18 protein-coding genes are annotated in these 19,403 nt (G+C 52.0%); 9 read left to right on the top strand and 9 right to left on the bottom strand.

The genetic code is table 11. The features are described 5' to 3' along the window. Positions 1–44: 44 nt before the first annotated feature. A complete protein-coding gene (locus ACS5NO_RS01880) occupies positions 45–551 on the bottom strand; it encodes a DUF2939 domain-containing protein (RefSeq protein WP_439413581.1) in 507 nt (168 codons plus the stop codon). A gap of 276 nt (positions 552–827) precedes the next feature. Between ACS5NO_RS01880 and ACS5NO_RS01875 the strand changes: the two genes are divergently transcribed. Then, complete coding sequence (locus tag ACS5NO_RS01875; protein ID WP_439413580.1) at positions 828–1,775, top strand: class I SAM-dependent methyltransferase; 948 nt, start codon at positions 828–830, stop codon at positions 1,773–1,775. 112 nt (positions 1,776–1,887) lie between these two features. On the opposite strand, the gene ACS5NO_RS01870 is transcribed toward ACS5NO_RS01875, so the two are convergent. Further along, entirely contained in the window at positions 1,888–2,490 is a 603-nt protein-coding gene (locus ACS5NO_RS01870; protein ID WP_421827617.1) for a 3-keto-disaccharide hydrolase, read from the bottom strand. Positions 2,491–2,674: 184 nt separating this feature from the next. Between ACS5NO_RS01870 and ACS5NO_RS01865 the strand changes: the two genes are divergently transcribed. The 3 genes from ACS5NO_RS01865 to ACS5NO_RS01855 all read left to right on the top strand — a co-directional run bounded on the left by ACS5NO_RS01865 (position 2,675) and on the right by ACS5NO_RS01855 (position 5,731). Then, complete coding sequence (locus ACS5NO_RS01865; RefSeq protein ID WP_439413579.1) at positions 2,675–3,658, top strand: fasciclin domain-containing protein; 984 nt, start codon at positions 2,675–2,677, stop codon at positions 3,656–3,658. A gap of 12 nt (positions 3,659–3,670) precedes the next feature. Then, positions 3,671–4,729 carry an MBL fold metallo-hydrolase gene (locus ACS5NO_RS01860; protein ID WP_439413578.1) on the top strand — a complete coding sequence of 353 codons (1,059 nt, stop codon included), beginning with the start codon at positions 3,671–3,673 and terminating at the stop codon, positions 4,727–4,729. Positions 4,730–4,813: 84 nt separating this feature from the next. Next, positions 4,814–5,731 (top strand): FKBP-type peptidyl-prolyl cis-trans isomerase, encoded by a 918-nt coding sequence (locus tag ACS5NO_RS01855; RefSeq protein WP_439413577.1) that lies wholly within the window; start codon positions 4,814–4,816, stop codon positions 5,729–5,731. A 143-nt stretch (positions 5,732–5,874) separates the two neighbouring features. On the opposite strand, the gene ACS5NO_RS01850 is transcribed toward ACS5NO_RS01855, so the two are convergent. Further along, entirely contained in the window at positions 5,875–6,684 is an 810-nt protein-coding gene (locus ACS5NO_RS01850) for a class I SAM-dependent methyltransferase (protein ID WP_439413576.1), read from the bottom strand. Between the two features lie 120 nt (positions 6,685–6,804). On the opposite strand from ACS5NO_RS01850, the gene ACS5NO_RS01845 reads away from it, so the two are divergent. Together ACS5NO_RS01845 and trxA are read left to right on the top strand one after the other, a co-directional pair. After that, a complete protein-coding gene (locus tag ACS5NO_RS01845; RefSeq protein ID WP_439413575.1) occupies positions 6,805–7,284 on the top strand; it encodes a Cif family virulence factor in 480 nt (159 codons plus the stop codon). 82 nt (positions 7,285–7,366) lie between these two features. Beyond that, positions 7,367–7,693, top strand: a complete 327-nt coding sequence (gene trxA / locus ACS5NO_RS01840; protein ID WP_439413574.1) for a thioredoxin — start codon at positions 7,367–7,369, stop codon at positions 7,691–7,693. Here trxA and ACS5NO_RS01835 read toward each other — a convergent pair. Both ACS5NO_RS01835 and ACS5NO_RS01830 read right to left on the bottom strand, forming a co-directional pair. Continuing rightward, positions 7,683–8,537 (bottom strand): DMT family transporter, encoded by an 855-nt coding sequence (locus tag ACS5NO_RS01835; RefSeq protein WP_439413573.1) that lies wholly within the window; start codon positions 8,535–8,537, stop codon positions 7,683–7,685. The genes trxA and ACS5NO_RS01835 overlap by 11 nt on opposite strands. Before the next feature lie 108 nt (positions 8,538–8,645). Further along, complete coding sequence (locus ACS5NO_RS01830; protein WP_439413572.1) at positions 8,646–9,689, bottom strand: potassium channel family protein; 1,044 nt, start codon at positions 9,687–9,689, stop codon at positions 8,646–8,648. 185 nt (positions 9,690–9,874) lie between these two features. On the opposite strand from ACS5NO_RS01830, the gene ACS5NO_RS01825 reads away from it, so the two are divergent. Then, on the top strand, positions 9,875–10,963 hold the full coding sequence (locus ACS5NO_RS01825) for a hypothetical protein (protein WP_439413571.1): 1,089 nt from the start codon (positions 9,875–9,877) through the stop codon (positions 10,961–10,963). Positions 10,964–11,455: 492 nt separating this feature from the next. Here the strand turns inward: ACS5NO_RS01825 and ACS5NO_RS01820 are convergent, their stop codons facing one another. Then, positions 11,456–13,915, bottom strand: coding sequence for a ribonucleoside-diphosphate reductase subunit alpha (locus tag ACS5NO_RS01820; protein WP_439413570.1), 2,460 nt, complete (start codon positions 13,913–13,915; stop codon positions 11,456–11,458). 483 nt (positions 13,916–14,398) lie between these two features. On the opposite strand from ACS5NO_RS01820, the gene ACS5NO_RS01815 reads away from it, so the two are divergent. Together ACS5NO_RS01815 and ACS5NO_RS01810 are read left to right on the top strand one after the other, a co-directional pair. After that, complete coding sequence (locus ACS5NO_RS01815; protein WP_138994361.1) at positions 14,399–14,641, top strand: type B 50S ribosomal protein L31; 243 nt, start codon at positions 14,399–14,401, stop codon at positions 14,639–14,641. An 83-nt stretch (positions 14,642–14,724) separates the two neighbouring features. After that, complete coding sequence (locus ACS5NO_RS01810) at positions 14,725–15,381, top strand: NAD(P)-dependent oxidoreductase (protein ID WP_439413569.1); 657 nt, start codon at positions 14,725–14,727, stop codon at positions 15,379–15,381. An 18-nt stretch (positions 15,382–15,399) separates the two neighbouring features. On the opposite strand, the gene ACS5NO_RS01805 is transcribed toward ACS5NO_RS01810, so the two are convergent. The 3 genes from ACS5NO_RS01805 to ACS5NO_RS01795 all read right to left on the bottom strand — a co-directional run bounded on the left by ACS5NO_RS01805 (position 15,400) and on the right by ACS5NO_RS01795 (position 19,395). After that, complete coding sequence (locus ACS5NO_RS01805) at positions 15,400–16,278, bottom strand: SMP-30/gluconolactonase/LRE family protein (RefSeq protein ID WP_439413568.1); 879 nt, start codon at positions 16,276–16,278, stop codon at positions 15,400–15,402. A gap of 170 nt (positions 16,279–16,448) precedes the next feature. After that, the gene (locus tag ACS5NO_RS01800) at positions 16,449–18,014 is read right to left on the bottom strand and encodes an SLC5 family protein (RefSeq protein ID WP_114406756.1); all 1,566 of its coding nucleotides are present in this window, start codon (positions 18,012–18,014) and stop codon (positions 16,449–16,451) included. Next, positions 17,995–19,395: a hypothetical protein gene (locus tag ACS5NO_RS01795; RefSeq protein ID WP_439413567.1), complete on the bottom strand. Its 1,401-nt coding sequence runs from the start codon at positions 19,393–19,395 to the stop codon at positions 17,995–17,997. Before ACS5NO_RS01795 ends, ACS5NO_RS01800 begins: the two co-directional genes overlap by 20 nt. Positions 19,396–19,403: the final 8 nt, after the last annotated feature.

The raw sequence follows: 19,403 nt of genomic DNA, 5'->3' as shown, positions 1-19,403 counted from the left end.
GGCCGGAGACCGGAATGGGTCAGCCGCGAGTTGGTAAAACCGCCTTACTCCAGCGGCAGAATCACATTCGTCAGCTTCCAGTCGAACCAGTCGCGTGTGAGCACAAAACGAATTTCATTCCCGTCTTTGTGGGGAACATAGGCCGAAAACGTATTGAAGGAATTGAACCGAAAGCGCACTTTACCGAACGGTTCGGTCGTTCCCCCGGTGGATTTCTTCAGGGGATTCACTTTTTGCCCCCGCATCATCGTCGCCAGACCGACCGGTGTTACCATCCGGTCGACTACTGCACCGGCAAAGAGCCCGGTCAATCCTTTCACCATGGCTGTAGCCGGGCTGTTGTTAGGGTCGTTGACGGCATTGGCAGCCTGTGCGTTGAGCTGATCTTTGAGATTCTGGCGCAACCGGGTAAAGTCCACCTGATCAGCAATCGCTTCCGCATCGTTGGCCTTCACACCCGTTTTGAGTTGATAAACCGTATAGTAAGGCCCCACCCAGATGATGCCCAGAACGGCAAGGACGGCGATGGCAATGTAGTGACGCGGTTTCATGACGGGTTTATTTTTTTGTAAAGCTACAAGAAGTACAATACGACCCAAAGCGTTGTTTCGCGGCCACAGGTTGTCCGTGAGCGGAGCAACAACCGCCAGGTATACTTCGCCTAAAATAACCCGTATGGCTGTTATTTACCCTTAATTGTACATACTCCCCAGATTGTTCACTATCTTCGTCAAAAGCAAAGAGACTGTTTAGATTCTGAAACCGGGTTTTAAACTAATTTTAAAACTGTAATAAAGTTATAAACGCAGTTTTATTGAAAGTATCGTATGAAGTGTCGTATCTGCGGAAGTGAAAAGGAAAAAAAATATTTCAAAGCAAAAGAAATGATGCTTGGCACACGGGAAGAATTTACCTACTTCCAGTGCGGCCAATGCCATTGTTTACAAATAGAAGACATTCCCGGCAATTTATCGAAATATTATCCCGAAGGTTACAACGGATTCGAGTCTCCTGAAAAGGATATATTCGGAGGAGTAAGAGGCACCATTAGGAAGTACAAATATAAAGCATCTTTATTCCCAAAAACCGATTCTTTAGGCTTTCTAAACGCGTTCTTTCAGGCAAAGCAATACGACATACTGGGTTCTTTGTCGCTGACCATGCAGTCTAAAATACTGGATGTAGGCAGTGGTGAGGGCGCTTTTTTATACCCCTTATACGAATTAGGAATGAAGCAGGTGCAAGGCGTAGATCCCTTTATAAAGGAAACTATCGTCTATCCAAACGGCTATAAAGTTGTTAAGAATCAAATCTATACGGTTACAGGAAAATGGGACATTATCCTTTATAACCATTCCTTTGAGCATGTTCCGGACCCTTTAGAACATTTACTGGCGGTTTCTAAGTTGTTAAAGCCCGGCGGAATTTGTGTTATCCGGATTCCAACGGTTACTTCATACGCCTGGGAACATTACGGAACCGATTGGTTTCAACTGGATGCGCCCAGACATTTATTTCTTCACTCGGTAGAAAGCATGAAGTTACTTATTTCAAAGGCTGGGCTAAAACTGGAAGATATTATTTATGATTCTACCCATGCGCAATTTACAAACAGCGAAAAATATAAAAATAACATCGGGCTTTACGAGGACTCAAAAAGCCTGTATTCAAATTACATAGACCGGAAACTTAAAAAAGAAAAATACAAACGGCTTGCCCGGCAATTAAACAAAAAACACAGAGGTGATCAGGCCGCTTTTATCATTAAAAATTAAAGAGATGTATACGCATCAGGCAAGCGATTGCTACCCTACAAAATAGCTGATTCAAAACCTTTTCCACGTTGTCACTTGCTGTAAGCAAGTGACAACGTGGTCGTTCCTTCGTTTACAGCGGTTTCAGTTCCAGGTTTTTCCAGCGCACTTTAATACCGCCCCCATCGTGGATCTGCAAGGCCACTCCGCCTTCGCCTTTCCCGATTTTTTCGTCCTTCAGATCCACCATTTGCTGGCCATTGAGCCAGGTCTGCACGCGGTCGCCCTCGGCCCGAATCCGCAGTTTGTTCCACTGCTCCGGCTTCAGGATGTTCTCTTTTTCGTCGGGAATCTGGATCAGCCAGCCCCGGCCGTAGGATTCGTAAATACCGCCCGTATCGTGGTTCGGGGGCGCCACCTCGACCTGCCAGCCGCTCACTTTCGTTCCTTCTACCGTCGACCGGATGAAAACGCCACTGTTGCCGTTGGCCTCCTGTTTGAACTCCAGCGACAGATCAAAGTTTTTATAGAATTTATCGGTCGCCAGATATCCGTAGCCTTTGTCGGGGCCACTCTCGCAGACCAGTTCACCATCCGCCACATACCATTTTTCGGTACCGTAGATTTTCCAGCCCGTCAAATCTTTTCCGTTGAATAGCCGGACTTTTTTGGTTGGTGCCATAAAACCAACCGACACCACAACCAGGAGAACCAATACGAGCAATTTTTCTTTCATGGGTTATCAAAAAAGTAAGTTTAACAAAGGATTTGGTAGTTTTGTAACGTAGTTGTAACCGGTTGGTTTTGTCCAATAAACATACTACCGGTTTCGTTTTGAACTGTACCGGCATAAAGATAGCAAGCCGATCCATCTGTCCGACCTGATTGTCCACTTAATCTTATTCATCCATCGCTTTTCCATGAAAAAAACACGTTTGTCCACACCCCGGTCCCGGGCCTTGCTGCTGGCGGTTTTAGCCGCTCTTTTTACATTTACCACCAGTTGTGACAAAGAGGAAGATACGGCATCTGCGCAACCCAAAACCGTTGCTGATCTGATCGTTGAAAGCAGCGACTTCACCATTCTGGAAGCGGCTATTCTCCAGGCGGGTCAGCTCGATGCATTCAAGAATCCAAACCTGACGGTTTTTGCCCCCAACGATGCGGCTTTCCGCGCTTCGGGGGTTGCGGATGCGACCTCACTGACGGCCCTGACCAAAGAACAGTTGACCGGCATTCTGCAATACCATGTTCTGAAAGCCGCCGTGGCCTCCTCCGGTTTTCCGATGGAAAAGAACAAGGCCGTTCAAACCTCATTGAGCATCAACAACCAGGCGGTTGTCGCCTACGTTACCAACGGAACCAGCGGTTTATTCATCAACGGCGCCAAAGTGATCACGCCCGACGTAAAGGCCGCAAACGGCATCATGCACGTCATCGACCGCATCCTGTTGCCACCCCCAACCGGCAGCGGAGGCAGTCTGGTGGGCGTGGTTCAGGCCGATACGAGCCTGTCGTTGCTGGGGGTTGCCGCCCTGCGGATTGCTGCCGTCAACCCAACGCTGGCGGCCGTTTTGACCGGGACGCAGCCTTACACCACCTTTGCGCCCACCAACAACGCGTTTCGGGCGTTGAAACTCAGTACGGCCGATACGATCAATAAAGTGCCGGTGACAGCCCTGACCGCCATTCTGGCCAACCATGTCGTAGCGGGTCGTCTCTATTCCAATGATCTGACCACGGGTGAGGTGACGGCGTACAGCACCGGCAAACTGACGGTGACCGCGACTGGCACGACGGTGACCGTGAAGAGCAAAGGCCTGACGTCGCCGGCCACTGTCACCAGCGCCAACAGAACCGCAACCAACGGCGTTGTTCACAAGATCGACAAGGTGTTGCTGTAATCTGCCCACCGTATGGTCCCGAAAATTTTACTGGGTTTACTGGTCTTTATCGTCGTTGCCGTCGCCGTTCTTCTCACGATTGGTTATTTGATTTCCGCACCCGGATACAAAGGACCGGTTACCGACCATTTCGATGGGAAACAATTCCATAATTACAACGGCGCGAGAGCCAAAGGCTTGATGGAAGCCCTCGAGTGGATGTTGTCGGGCAGCGACAAAAAACCGTGGGGTGCTTTCCGCAACGAACCGCCCGGTCCTCGCCCACCCGGTCGCGTTGGCGGCTCTCCGGTGCGCGTCACGTTTGTCAATCACTCGACGGTTTTGCTCCAGTTCGACAGTCTGAACGTGCTGACGGACCCGGTTTGGTATGAGCGCACCAGCCCTTTTCAGTGGGTTGGTCCGGCGCGAAATCGCCCACCCGGCATTCGTTTCGAGGATATTCCCAAAATCGATATTCTGCTGTTGAGTCACAATCACTGGGATCACCTGGACATTGAGACGGTTCAGAAACTTTGTCGGCGCGACCAGCCCAAAGTCTATTGCCCGCTGGGTGTGAAAGCTTTTCTGGAAGAAAAGGGTTGCCAGAACGTGACCGAAATGGACTGGAACGACTCGCTGGCCTACAACGACAGCACCAAGATCCACTGCGTTCCGGCACAGCATTTCTCCGGGCGGGGCATGTTCGATCGTGACGCCACACTCTGGTGCGGTTTTCTGATCGATAGCCAGGCCGCCGGAAAGTTGTATTTTGTCGGAGATACGGGTTACGGTCCGTTTTTCAGGAAAATCGGGGAGCAGTTCGGTCCCATCCGGCTTGCGCTGATTCCGATTGGTGCCTTTCGGCCGACCTGGTTCATGTCACCCATTCACTGCTCGCCCGCCGAGGCCGTCCGGATTCACGACGACATTCGGTCGCAACAGAGCGTGGCCATTCATTACGGCACCTTTCCGCTGGCCGACGACGGGGAAAACGAACCCGTCGAGGAATTGCGTAAAGCCCTCACCACCAGGCCCGAACTAGCCACGCGTTTTTGGACTTTACGGGAAGGGGAAGGCCGGTTGGTACCGTAATTTTTGCCGGCCGTTGCAACGGTTTTTCAAAAGGTGGGGTCATGGATACAGTTACACCTTATCAATTCAATTTTAATTGCGAGCATGAATTCTAAACATCTGAGTGCGCTTATTGCCTTGTTTCTGGCGGTCGGACTGGTTTCCTGTATGAATAATCTCAATGATCCGAGTGCCGGCACGGTGGAACAAAACATCCAGCAGATCAAGGATCATTTGACGGCTAACCAGTTACAGGATCAGGTAACGTCAACCCTTTCAGGGCTGTATTACATTATTACGCCCACGCCCTCGACCGCCAAAGCTGCGACGCCAAACGAAGAACTGGAGTTTACCTATACGCTGTCTTACATCGATCCGACCACGAAAAAGGCGGTTTTGATAGATAGCGCCAACAAAACCAAACCGGCGTATATCCCTTTTCTGGCCGGTGTGGTCGTTCCAGGCCTGGAAGAGGGTTTCATATTGATGAAAGAAGGCCAGACGGGTCGTTTTTTTATGCCTAACAACCTGGCCTTTGGCAGCAATACCCGCGAAAATAAAATGCCGGAGTACAGTGCGGTTATTTTTGACGTCAAGCTCAATCGCTCCCGCTCACAAATTCAGCAGATGGGCGATTATGCTGCGCTTAAAAAGCTACCGCGTCCTGATACTACGGCATTAGCCCAAGGCACCGATAGCGTCCGGGTCTACCGGCTTTCCAAAGGAACCGGAGCGCGGATCACAGCCGGACAAACCGTTACCGTCGCCTATACCGCTAACACCCTGCGAGGAACGGCTCCTTTTGATAAAAGTGACTCCCTGACGATCAAACTGGGTTCCGGCCAATACATCGTTGGTTTTGACAAGGGGATTTCGCTGCTTTCGGTTGGCGACAAAGCCCTGCTGGTTTTCCCGTCCGGAATCGGTTATGGCGCGCAGGGTAGCTCCGATTCCAAAGGCTATTACGTCGTTCCTCCCTATGCGCCACTGGCATTTGAAATAACCGTTAAATCGGCCAAGTAAATTGACGGTTTACGGTGTTCAGTTTACGGTTTACGGTATTCGGTTTACGGTATTTGGTTTACGGTCGCTGACGCACGCTTATGCCATTTAATGCGTCAGCTACCGTAAACCAAATACCGTAAACCGAATACCGTAAACCGGTTTTACCCATTCTTCTGCCCTTCAACCGCCAGTAAATACAACTGCATGGATTCACCGGTGGTGGCAACCCACCGGTCATAGTCTTCAATGGCGGCCGTTCGGCCTTCTTCCGAAATATACCCGTCTTTCACCAGTTGCGGTCCGCGCAGATGGGCCACCTCCGACCAGATTCGGCTCGTTTCCACAAAGATCGGCTCGCTTTTTTGGCTGATTTCAAATTGCGGCTCAATCGTTATTTTTTCGAAACCAATCCGCAGAAACGAGTCCTTCAGATGGTCGGCAATGGCATTGTCGAAACCGGCTTCCTGCCGCCATTTCAGAAACGCCCCGTAGAATTTCTTCATGGTTTCGGGCGGTTCGGGCGTCCATTCCACCTTTTCGTGATTGTAGTCGAGCACGGCCAGCACCCCACCCGGTTTCACCCATTTTGCCATCCGGGCCAGGGCCTCTTCCGGGCGGGCGAGCCATTGCAGCACCCGGGCGCAAGTGACCAAATCGAACTGTTCGTCGGTTTCAAAATCGTAGACATCCGCCGTTTGAAACGTGAGTTGGGGCAATTCGCCAGCCTGTTGGCGGGCCTGTAAAAGCAGGGTTTCGCTGGGATCGATGCCCACCACGCGCCCCTGCGACCCCACCCGTTCGGCCATGCCGCGCGTGATGGCTCCGGAACCGCAGCCCACATCCAGTACCGACAGGCCCGGTTTCAGGTGTTTTAATAAATTTCGGTTGGCATTTTCAACGGTTCTGCGATCCAGAATCGGGTTGGCAGCCTTTGGCATTTCAGCCCGGCTGGCAGCAGTTTGGTTTGACATAGAGTCGAAAGTACGGATTGATTTTTATGGTAGATACATGAACTGATAAAATACAAAATAATACTTGATTACTACAATAAAAGTCTATATCTTCATCCTATACCATTCCCCGATACGATCATGAAAAAGCTTCTGGTTTTATGCGTCGTCATGGTTGGCACGGTTCTTCCCGGATGGGGACAGAACGATCAGGTAGCCATCAAAAAGGTTCTTTACGATGAAACGGAGGGTTTCTTTAAAAGAGACAAAGAAAAATGGGCGGATTGCTGGGCACACACACCTTACATCTATTTTGCGGCTAATTTATACGGCGGAGATTTTACCCTGATCAAAGGGTGGGACAACATGGAAAAGCAGTTCAAGAGCCAGTTCAACAGCTCCAGACCGGCCGACAGCGTGTCCATCTACAACACGAACTACGAGATTCATCAGAACGGAAAAATGGCATTTGTGTGGTATGACCAGATGCTGATCGACAGCCACGGCAAAACCACCTCGAAAGAATCGCGGGTGGTTGAAAAAATCGGCGGAAAATGGAAGATTATTCACGTCTGTGCCCTCACCAATCTGAACAATCAAACGGCGCAATCCGGTAAATAAAGTCAAAACCGTCCCTGGTAAAACTTCCTGACGAATCGCGGTGTTATGCTTTTGCCGGTGTCTCTTTTGCCCGGCAACGGGTATGAGCAACGCAGCAAACACGACACAAAACGAATCATTTCATGATATTATCCGGGGCGACACGCCCGTGCTGGTCGATTTTTATGCCGACTGGTGCGGGCCTTGCAAAGTATTGGCCCCCACGCTGAAACAACTCGCCGAAAAAACCGGCGACAAACTACGCATCATCAAAGTGGATGTCGACAAAAGCCGCTGGGCTTCCGGCACCTACCAGATTCAGAGCGTTCCGACAATGATCTTGTTCCACAAAGGGAAAATCATCTGGCGGCAATCGGGGGTGCTGCCGCTTCAGAAACTGGAAGCGATGGTGCGGCAGGTTACGGGTTAACCGTCCGCCGGAAGGTGATGGCAATACCGAGCAGAATGATGATTCCGCCCAGAATCATCTGAAACGTTATTTTCTCTTCGATAAACAGCCAGGCTAGAAAACCGGTCACGATAGCCTGGCTGAGCAGACTCAGCGAAACCCGTTGCGCATCGATTTTCTGGAGCGCATGACTGACCGCAATCCAGCCCAAAAGCTGGCAAACCACCGCCTGAACCACCAGAGAGCCCCAAATCCGGGGTTCGAAGCCCCACAGCGGCTCGCCCAATACGACGCACAGCAGCACCAGATACAGACTCGACACTGTCATGCTCGAAGCCATAAAGTTCAGAATCGGGACTTTATCCAAAACCGTCTTGCTGACGACAATATACCCGGCATAAAACAGCCCGGACAGAACGGCCAGGAAAAATGCCCGATCAAATTGCATGGTCAGGAACACCTCGACGCCCATCAAAAGAATCAGCCCAAGCAGCGCCGTCGCCGTACCGATCCAGAAGTATTTCGTCGGTTTGTCGGGAAAAAACAGGAACGTGCCGATTCCCACCCAGATGGGCGACAGGTTGGTGAGCAAACTCGCCTGTGTGGCTGTCGATTCCTGAATGGATAAGTTCCAGACGACGATATCGGACGCAAAAAACAGCCCGCACACCAGAATGTGTTTCCAGTAGTGTATCGTTTTAGCCTGCCATTTTCCACTCAAAAGTACGTAAGGCCAGATCAGAACCGTGGCAATGCTCATGCGGTAGAACGCATCGCTGATGCCGGAAATCGGTGTGACCCGGATGAGAACCGGAAAAATACTGATGCACAGAATGCCAATAATCAGACTCAGGCGGGAAGACATTACCGGTTTGGGGATAATTTCAGAGGAACGGCAAAGGTAGTCATCGGATTCCGCTCCGGCAATCGAACCCGCTGTCACGGCTGCCTATTCTCTAAAAACCGTCATTGGTCAGGCTTTCTGCACCAATTCCATCGAAGCGTTCCGAACGTTGATTTTATGGAGGAAAAACAACTTCATCGTCCGTTCGAGGAGCAGGCTGGGGCTGGGTGTAATCAGGTAATCGCTGGTGGTTTTGATGGCGATAACGATGCCTTCGGCCAGGTGGTCGTCGATGAGTTGCTGGAGCGGCACGCCCTCGTAATCTTTCGATAACGTGCCAATTTCCATGACGTCGACAATGGAGCCGCTCTCGGCGTATCCCGTCAGATATTCCAGGAAATCCATCACATCGGGGCGGCTCACGATACTGGCCATGTGGGCGCCCCCGATTTTGTCCGGCATCACAACCTTGTTGGCCCCGGCTTTCCGCAATTTATTCAGCGCCGAGTGCTGCGACGCCCGGCTGATGATGGTCAGTTTCTCATTCAGACTCCGGGCGCTCAACACGATAAAAACGTTATCGGCGTCGGTGGGCAGGGCGGTCAGCAAGGCCTTCGCCCGGTCGATGCCGGCTTTCTGGAGCGTTTCATCTTCGGTCGCATTGCCGATCAGATACAGCAGCGATGCGTTTTTGGCCATATACGACCGGACGCGCTCTTCGTTTTGCTCAATGACTACAAACGGCACTTTGTTCTGACGCAGCGTGATAGCCGCTTCCTGCCCGTTTCGCCCCAGCCCGCAAAGAATCACATGGTTGGTGAGTTCATCAATCTGTTTGACCATTTTCCGTTGTCTAAAATAGTTGATCAATTCGCCACTGGCGACGTATTGCGTAATGAGTGCCAGGGCATAAGCGAACGTGGTAAAACTGGAAATCAGCAAAAGAACCGTAAAAAGCCGTCCGTTGGGCGACAACGGTTTTACCTCCGTGTAGCCCACGGTAGTAATCGAAATAACCGTCATGTACAAGGCATCAATGAAGTTGTACTCTTCGATGTACATATACCCGCCAATCCCCATGAACGAAATGGCAATAATGATCAGAAAGGGGAAGAGAAGGGAATACCGCTGACGGCCGTTGAACATACTATCCGACAAAATAGATAATTCCAAAAATACTAATTATTACAGAATATCAGCAACACTAATCTACAGTTTATAAAATTATATTTTGATAAAAGTAACCAATACCAACAGTATAGCTACTTAACAAGTTGCCATGGCATCAGGCAACTTTTTTTTAAGAATTCCCCCTAAACTGCTATATTTCGCCCCATCCCCGTAACCTTAAAACCATCATGCTTGCCTACCTCTTTGCGGTCCTCACGACCGTATTTTTCATCGGCCTAACCTTATTTACGGCTTCCAAACCATCGCTGGTTGGCGAAAACGCCATGGGTTACGGGCTGGGCCTGTTCTTTTGGGGAGCCGGTTTTGTCCTGACCAGTTTGATTTTAACGATTACCCTAAACGTCCGGGGCGGGTTTGATTGGGTTGCCCAGGCAGGCAGCACCCGGACTCCGCTGGTTTTCTTTGCCTGGCTGGTGGTGGCGTTGACCACGTTTTTTTCTGCGGTATTCAAATGGGAGTGGCACACCGATACGCTCTATCCGGCTTTTTTACACGGGTTGGCCGTCCGGCAGGGGCAGTTCTGGATACCGCTCTTCTGGCTGGTACCGTGTCTTCTCTCGCTCCAGTCCGCTGGTTCTTCCCTGGTTCCGGTCACCGTTCTTAAGGGTTCGTTTTGGGTGGGGATGGGCCTCAGTGCCGTATTTTCCGGCGGTTTGCTGGTGGGATACTTTCGCGAATCTGCCCGGTCGGCGGAGGTCGAAATGGCCCAGCGAGCCGAGCAGGAAGACCGCCTGCACCGGGAGAATCTGGAGACCATTGCGGCCCAAAAAGTCGACGACCCGATTGTCACCCTGCTGGGGTATTCCAGCCGGTATCAGCCCGACGATGTCAAGCAGGCGGCTCTCGCCAAAATCAAAGCGCATCCGAACTGGGAAGCCGAACTGATTGCGTTGCTGGATAGTGATTGGCGGTATAAGGAGGTTTATTATTTTCTGGATGGCAACCCGGTGGAGCATCCCGCGCAGTTTGTCGCCCCCCTGAACGCGAGCATCGGCCGGCTATCGGACAGCATTCGGGCGAATATCAAAGACAGCAACAACCTGCAGCACTGGAGCTTCGATATGTACGGCATCGACCAGCTTCTGCGCGCCCTCGACGGGCAATTCCTGAACCGGAGCGCTGATTTTTACCCCAGCATCGTCAAGCTCCAGCAAGCCCTGAATACGCCCAAGCCCGAGCGGTTTAAAGACGTCCGGTTTTCGATCACCGGCACCGTGGACCGGTGGCTGGCAACGCATAAGCCGGTTGGGAAATAACCATTCGGTTGCCTTCTCTTTCGGCGGGTTAAAACCCACCGCTACAAAATGCTTCATCCCTCCGGGATTTTGGATTTGATAATCCCGGAGGGATGAAGCATTTTGTAGCCCCCGGTTGGAACCGGGGGTAAAAGTGAACCGGGAAGGATTTAAAATCCCGTAGGGATGACCGATCGAATGCCTTGAAACAAAAAACAATCGTAGGTTTCAGGAAAGAAAAATAGGAACCGTTGAAACGGTTTCGTCTATGCGGATTCGATTTTTGCAACCCACGGTTAAAACCGTGGGCTATCAACCGTTATGCTCAAAGTCCCCTGAAGTGGATCTGATGGATTTAGCTGCGGTTTTCATAATCCTTTACAATTAGCCAAGATGACGCAAAACGGTTCTGTTCAGTTTCGCTATCAGTAAGTGAACGGAATTACCATAAAAGCAAAGCCGGTCCTAAACGTTGTTAGAACCGGCTTTGATTACTTCAGAAGAATAGTATCCTCAACTCCCACAAGCCTCACAATCATCCTTGTTGTCGATCGAGCACACCATCGCGGCATAGGCGGTTTCGGCGTCGCTGACCAGTTGCGGATGAGCGGCTGCTCCTTCCTGGGCGTATTTTTCGTAGTTCAACGGTTTTTCCATCGTTTCAGCCAACACCGGCTCCAGTTGCGACTCGGCCTGCTTCTCCACCGTAAACTGGATGGCGTCGGCAGCGGCTTTCGTGCGGAGGTAATACATACCGGTTTTCAGTCCGCGCTTCCAGGCGTGGAAGTGCATCGACGTCAACTTGCCGAAGTTGGCATCCACCATGTGAATGTTCAACGACTGCGACTGGCAGATGAACGCACCCCGGTCGGCAGCCATGTCGATGACGGTTTTCTGCTTGATCTCCCAAACGGTTTTATACAATTCCTTGATGTTCTGAGGAATACCCGGAATGTTCTGCACCGAGCCGTTGGCGGCAATCAGCATATTTTTCATCCGGTCGTTCCACATGCCAAGTTTCACGAGGTCGCGCAGCAAATACTTGTTGACCACCACGAACTCACCCGACAACACACGACGGACGTAAATATTGGACGTAAACGGTTCGAAACATTCGTTGTTGCCCAAAATCTGGCTGGTCGAAGCCGTTGGCATTGGCGCCAGCAACAGCGAGTTGCGAACCCCGTGCTGAACCACTTCCTTGCGCAGCGATTCCCAATCCCAGCGACCCGAATCCGGCGTAACCCCCCACATGTCGAACTGGAAGATGCCCTGCGAAATCGGCGAGCCTTTCCAGGTTTCATACGGGCCGTTCACTTTCGCCAGTTCCATCGACGCCGTCATGGCGGCAAAGTAAATCGTCTCAAAAATATCCTTGTTCAACTGCTTCGCTTCCTCCGATTCGAACGGCATCCGCAGCATGATGAACGCATCGGCCAGCCCCTGAACGCCCAGCCCGATGGGGCGGTGGCGCATGTTCGACCGACGGGCTTCTTCAACCGGATAATAGTTGATGTCGATGATCTTGTTGAGGTTCTTGGTCGCAACCCGCGTGATGTCGTACAGTTTCTGGTGATCGAAACGCGAAATCCCGTCGGCCCCTTTCACAATGTACTTCGGCAACGCAATGGAAGCCAGGTTACAAACCGCCACTTCGTCCGGTGCCGTGTACTCGATGATCTCGGTGCAAAGGTTCGACGACCTGATCGTACCCAGGTTTTTCTGGTTCGATTTGGCATTGGCCGCATCCTTGAACAGCATGTACGGCGTTCCGGTTTCGGTTTGCGATTCCAGAATTTCGTACCACAAATCCTGCGCTTTTACCTGCCGGCGATACCGGCCTTCGCGTTCGTATTGCTCGTAGAGTTCCACAAAAGCCTCACCGTGGGTATCCGCCAGGCCGGGGCATTCGTGTGGGCACATCAGCGACCAGACGTCGTTGTCTTCCACGCGTTTCATAAACAAATCCGGCACCCAGAGGGCGTAGAACAGGTCACGGGCGCGGTTTTCTTCCTTGCCGTGGTTTTTCTTCAGTTGCAGGAAATCAAAAATATCGGCGTGCCAGGGTTCCAGGTAAACCGCAAAGGAACCTTTGCGCTTTCCACCGCCCTGATCGACGTAGCGGGCCGTGTCGTTGAACACGCGGAGCATCGGGATAATCCCGTTCGACGTTCCGTTCGTTCCTTTAATATACGTACCCGTTGCGCGGATGTTGTGAATACTCAGACCAATACCGCCCGCCGACTGCGAAATCTTGGCGGTTTGTTTCAGGGTGTCGTAAATGCCCTCGATGCTGTCGTCTTTCATCGACAACAGGAAGCAGCTCGACATCTGCGGTTTCGGCGTTCCGGCGTTGAACAGCGTCGGCGTCGCGTGCGTAAACCACTTTTCCGACAGCAGGTTGTAGGTTTCAACGGCCGCTTCGACGTCGGCCATGTGAATGCCAACGGCCACGCGCATCAGCATGTGCTGCGGACGTTCGGCAATTTTGCCTTCCATCTTCAGCAGATACGATTTTTCGAGCGTTTTGTACCCAAAATAATCGTAGCCGTAATCCCGGTCATAAATGATCGTAGAATCAAGCAGAGCGGCATTTTTCCGAACCACGTCATACACTTCCTTGGAAATCAGGGCTGCGTTTTCACCGGTTTTGGGGTCAACGTAGTTGTACAGCCGCTTGATGGTGCCCGAGAAGGACTTGTTGGTTTCTTTGTGCAGGTTGGAGATCGCCATGCGGGCGGCCAGAATCGCGTAATCCGGGTGGCGGGTGGTCATCGAAGCCGCTGTCTCAGCCGCCAGATTGTCCAGTTCCGTCGTTTTAACGCCGTCATAGATCCCGTTCACCACTTTCATCGATACCTCGATCGGCTGAACGTAGGCCGGATCTAAACCGTAACACAGTTTTTCGATCCGGGCGGTGATTTTGTCGAGCTTGACCGATTCCCTGCGGCCATCACGCTTGAGTACGTACATAATATGATATGGAATGTTGTAAAGTAGATATAATAGGATATGATGTCTCTCGATTGGTTGCTTAAAGGTACTAAGCAGTACTACAACAAAGCAAAGCGGAATGTTCACTCTTGCCCTGCGAACTTGGAATTATTAAAACAGGTGGCTGTGTTAAGAAACTGTTAAGACCTTACGCAGAATAACTTATCGAAAGCCTATCGAAAATAGGGTCTAAAAAAGTTGATAGGCTAAATTTAGCGAACGGTATAGACCCTGTGCTAAAACTCTGATTGTTACTGAATTGTTACCCAAATTACCGAAAAAGCACTAAAAAATCAATCAAGAGTAACATACTTTTTTTGATTTAAACAAAAGCGGGCGAAGTGGTTGGAATCCAGTTGGAAACTCTTTACCTTTGCACTCCTTAAATCTACCGACACGTCCTAACTGTGCTGGTGGTGAGACCGTTCCAGAACTGATTTATTTTATAATATTACCATTGTCATGAAAAAAGGCATCCATCCGGAATATAGAGACGTCGTATTCTGGGATCTGACCAGCGATCACAAATTCCTGAGTCGCTCGACCATTCAAACGAAGGAAACCATCGAATACGAAGGCAACACCTACCCGGTTGTGAAAGTCGAAGTAAGTTCGGAATCACACCCGTTTTATACCGGCAAGAACGTTCTGCTCGACACCGCGGGTCGCGTTGATAAATTCCTGAAACGGTACGGTAAGAAGTAATCCTATCGACACCTGAAAAAGCCGCCATCAGACCCTTCTGATGGCGGCTTTTTTGTTTTCTTTACACGTAACTTAGCGGTACGATGAAAATATTGATACTCGGTGCCACGGGTCGCACGGGAAAAGAATTGCTCGATCAGGCTTTGAAAGCCGGTATTTCCGTTCACGCGCTGGTTCGGGATATCGATAAAGTGAAAATGACGTCCCGCAACCTCAAGCTGTTCGAAAGCAAGAAGCTCGACCGAACGGCGCTCCGTCTCGCCATGCTCGGCTGCGATGCGGTTTTGAGTACGCTGAACATCTCCCGAACCTCCGATTTTCCGTGGAGCAGTTTGCGATCCCCGAAGGACTTTCTTTCCAACACGATGCGAAACGTGCTGGAGGTCGCCAACGAACTGCACATCAAACGGATTATTATCACCACCGCCTGGGGCGTCAATGAAACCAAAAAGGACATCCCCGCCTGGTTTCGCTTCGTCATCAACTACAGCAACGTGGGCGTCGCCTACCGCGATCACGAGCGTCAGGAGCATTTACTGGCCGCTTCGCCGAGCGACTGGACGGCGGTTCGCCCCGTCGGGCTGACGAATTCAAAGAAGCCGAGACAAGTCCGGATTACGATTAACAATGAGCCGAAACCCAATCTGACCATCAGCCGCTCCAACGTCGCCCGGTTTATGGTCGAGATTTACAAAACCGGTGATTATCTGAAAGAAGCCGTTACGATTTCGGAGGTGTAAGAACTCGTACCCCACGAATCAGAGTTCCGGGCTACCTGCGCCTTTGATGCCGGTGTTTTTAACCACGAACAGATAACCCGCCAGCGGTTGTTCGGCCAGTTCCTGCTGACTTAATCCGGTTTTGGCGGAGGTGATGTACAAATCGTCCAGCGACGCCCCCCCGAACGTACAGGACGTAATCCGGGCGGCAGGCAGGTCGATCTGCTGAAGCCGTTCGCCGGTGTTGGGGTTGCACCGAACCACTTTCCAGCCGTCCCACAGGGCAATCCAGAGCATGCCTTTTTCGTCGATGGTCATGCCATCCGGAAAACCGTCTGCTTCCTCAAACTGAATGACCACCCGCTTGTTGGTAATCGTACCGGCATGTACGTCATAGTCGTAGGCCACCACCTGCCGGGTTGGCGAGTCAATGTAATACAGCAGCCGGTGGTCGAGGCTCCACGCCAGCCCGTTGGAACAGGTGACGTTGTCGACCTTGACCGAAACCGAATGATTTTGATCCAGCATGTACAACGCTCCGGCACCGGGTTCGTCCGTAATCGACATGGTGCCCGCCCAAAACCGCCCGGCGGGGTCGCATTTTCCGTCATTAAACCGGTTTCCGGGCAAATGAACTTCCGGATCGGCAATCGGAATGACGGTTTCATTTTCCAGCGAAATGGCATGGAAACCGTGCTGAAGCGCGGCAATCAAATCGCCGGCGGGTTGAATGGCAATGGCTCCCACCATCTGCCCGGTTTTAAAAACACGGTGTTCTCTGCTGACCGGGTCGAAGGAATGGATTTCGCCCGGCAGAATGTCCACCCATAAAATTCGTTGCTTTTCCGCATCCCAAACCGGGCCTTCGCCCAATTGGCAGGAATGATCGAGGACGGTTTCCCAGTTGTTCTGATTCATATTTTCGTTCGGTTTACGTTTTTTTGGGTTTACGGTTTTCAGTATTCGGTTTACGCCGGGCCGTCGCTACGGTGGCTGACGCGTGCTTTTTAGGCTTGCGTCAGCCACCGTAGCGACGGCCCGGCGTAAACCGAATACTGAAAACCGTAAACTATTTGCCGTAAACTATTTTAAGCATACCGGATGTAAAAGTACAGAACCATCGCGGTAACTATCGCCCACCAGATAAAAGGATTTCGCAAACCGCGCTGCTGGTCGCGTTCGGCGGGGAGCAGTGAAAGGCTTTCTTTGTTCCAGATCAGGCCCACCAGTTCGGCTTCGGGCTTGGGTTTAGTCACCAGACTAACCAGCACGCAGAGCAACATGCAGGTCCAGAAAACGATGCCGGTGCGGTTGAAAAACGGCATCGTCGGGAAGATCATTTCGAGGGCAATGGAAAGCGGAATGGTCAGAATACCAGCGGTTAGTGCGCCCGCGTGGGTGGTGCGTTTCCAGAGAATACCGAGCAGGAACATCACTGCAATGCCGGGGGTGAACAACCCGTAGGCATTCATCAGATACAGAAAAACCGGTTTGTCGGACTGGGTCATGAACAAACCCGTACAGAGGATGCCCAGCACGATGATCGTTGCCCCGGCAATTCGGCCAAACCGCACCGCCTGGGCGTCCGACGCGTCTTTTCGGAAATAGGTCAGGTACACATCCACCGTCAGAATCGTGGTGCAGGAGTTGATAGCCCCGGAAAGGTGCGACATTACCGCCGAAATCAGACCCGCCATCACCAGCCCGACCAGGCCCGCCGGGAGCAGATTCTCGACCAGTGTGGGAAAGAGCAGATCCGGTTTTTCGAGGTTCGGGAACAGTTTGGGCGCCACCAGTGCCGGAACCGTAATGATGATCGGGATGAGAAATTTCAGGTAATCGCCAAAGACGACGCCCATCCGCGCGTGCCACTCGTTTTTGGCCGCCAGCACCCGTTGCACGATAAACTGGTTGGTCGCACAGTAGAAAATACTGATGCACAACGTGCCGCCCAGGTACATTGTCCACGGAAAATCCGGGTCGTTGGCGGGTAGAATGAGATCCCAGTCTTTGGACGTTTCCATGACGGCATCAATCCCACCAGCCGCGTTGACCGTGGCAACCGTCAGCGCCACCCCGCCCAGTACGAGGACGATTAGTTGCAGCATTTCGGTCCAGATTACCGCCCGTAAACCGCCCGCGATGGTGTAGATACCGGTAAAAACCGCTAAGACCAGGATGCTGGCAATGACCGGAATCCCCAAAAGCGAGTGCAGGGAAAGGGCTCCCAGATAGAGAACGGCCGCAATTTCCACGAAAACATACGTCAAGAGAATCAGCGTTGCGTACGTGGTTCGGGCGGCCGCGCCGAACCGCTTTTGTAAAAATTCGGGGATCGTATAAAAACCGTTGCGGATGTAAAACGGGAGAAAAATCCAGAGCAAGGCGTTGAATCCGATCAGGATGGCCCCCCACTCCATGGCAATGGCGACAAAGCCCCGGCTGTAGGCCACGCCCATCGCGCCCACCAAATGGTGACTGCTGATGTTGGAAGCAATGATGCTGCCGCCGATCATCCACCAGGGCAATTTGTCGCCCGCCAGAAAATAATCACGCTTGGTTTGTTTGCCCTTGCGGGAGGCATAAATGCCCAATGAAATAACGCCCAGGATGTAAACGCCAAAAATAATCAGGTCAAGCGTCGATAGATTCATGTTGGAGTAATGAACGGGTAATACGAGTGGCTTTTTCGGTCAGCAGTTCCAGCGAACCTTTTTCGAAAGGCGATTGCCAGACGGGATAAATATCTTCGGCATACAGATTTTCGGGGGGCAAATAACCGGTCGAGCCATTTACGATGTTCATCACGGCAACGGCATTCGGGGCCAGTTCTGCCCGCAGTTGCTGCTGGAATTCAGAATAGGCTTCGTTGGGCTGCCCCACCAGCACAGAATCGCCCAGCCGCCAGACCCAAAGCGGCATGTGGGTCGTGTCGCCATCGCCGACGGTTTTCCGGATGCCGCGTCTTCGCCAGATCCGTTCCTTCAGAACATTATCCTCGCATTCGGCCCATTCCGTTTCAATTTCCACCAGCGACGGCAGCGGTTTTAAGGGCAGTTCCACCTCGATCATCTCAACCGAAAGAGCCGTAGAAGGCTCATAAGGCTCTTTTTTCCAGACCGCCAAGGGCGCGCCCGACTCGACGATGCCTGCAAACGAAAGTTGTTTTTTGGGTGGCAAAATCGCTTCCAATGTAGACAAAACCGCATACCCCAACTGCCGTCCGTAGGCATCGGCAATGCTAACATCGCCGACGTATTGCTCGCGCGGTGCCAGTTCTCCGCAAGCACCCAGCAGGAACAACATCGGCGCGTCGGTGGTCTTCTGCACCACTTCCCGCAGGGCACCGATGTAGTCGGGCGAAATCAGGCGATTTTTCCAGGCCAGTGTTGTCGGATGGCAGGCATAATTGACGAGCGTTCCCAGCGCTTGGCCCTGCTCATTGGCGATTTGTCCGACAAGCAGTGTGTCGTCGGCACTTTTTTCAGGGTTCCAACCGCAGATAAATCGATCTTGATCGGCGTCCGGCAAATCCCGGTTGCTGGCCAGATTGCATTTCCCATAACCCCAGGTCAGCGTGGCCGGTTCTGCATTGGACAAGGCCGTTTGGATGGCTTGAATCGCCTTTGTCTGAATAAACCGGAGGTACGGTTCCACGAGGTGACCGCCCTCTTTCGACGCGTCATCGCGGCTGAGACTCGGCCCGGCGTGCGTGTGTGACAGGCAGAACATCAGCCGCGACGGATCGAGCGACACGGCTTCCAGAATCCCGTTCCGCAAAAACCGCTCGTCGTCGGAACTGCGCCACCACCCCAGATCCGCGCCGATCAACACGAGCGGTTCGGCTTCGCTAGCGGTTTGAAACGTCACGCAGGTCAGTATCAGCGGCCGGTGAATGCCCTCGGCAGCTTCGTGCGTGGCGGCTCCCCAGTTGCGGGCGTAAATGCCCACCGGCGGGGTTATATCCGTCTGGGAAACACCAATAAAACCGGTGAACGACGGTTGTTTAAAGGCGGGGTATTTTTGAGATTCCATTCTCCAGG

The sequence above is a fragment of the Larkinella fluvii genome (assembly GCF_051857545.1).
Taxonomy (GTDB): Bacteria; Bacteroidota; Bacteroidia; order Cytophagales; family Spirosomataceae; genus Larkinella.
The sequence above is the reverse complement of the archived record's forward strand: the minus strand, read 5'-3'. Positions and strand labels throughout refer to the sequence as shown.